Annotated in this window: 1 protein-coding gene; it reads left to right on the plus strand. The window is 64.4% G+C overall.

The window, feature by feature from the left end; all coding sequences use genetic code 11:
- Positions 1-219, plus strand: a 219-nt coding sequence (locus tag EN808_RS36160; protein WP_135918294.1) for an Ig-like domain-containing protein, incomplete at both ends; no start/stop codon positions are given.

Consider the following 219-nt stretch of genomic DNA (forward strand, 5'->3'; position numbering starts at 1 on the left):
CCATCACCGGCACCAACGATGCGCCGGTGGCGGTGGCCGATGCGGCGGCGGTGAAGGAAGACACCAACACGCTGGCCGATCCCAATCCGGTCAGCGGCAATGTGCTTTCCAACGACACCGATGTCGATGTCGGCGATACCCACAGCGTCAGCGCCGTCAACGGCTCGGCTGGCAATGTCGGCAACGACCTGGTCGGCACCTATGGCACGCTGCATCTCA

Origin of the sequence: Mesorhizobium sp. M8A.F.Ca.ET.165.01.1.1, from assembly GCF_004792065.1 — a bacterium.
In the GTDB taxonomy this organism is placed as follows: Bacteria; Pseudomonadota; Alphaproteobacteria; order Rhizobiales; family Rhizobiaceae; genus Mesorhizobium.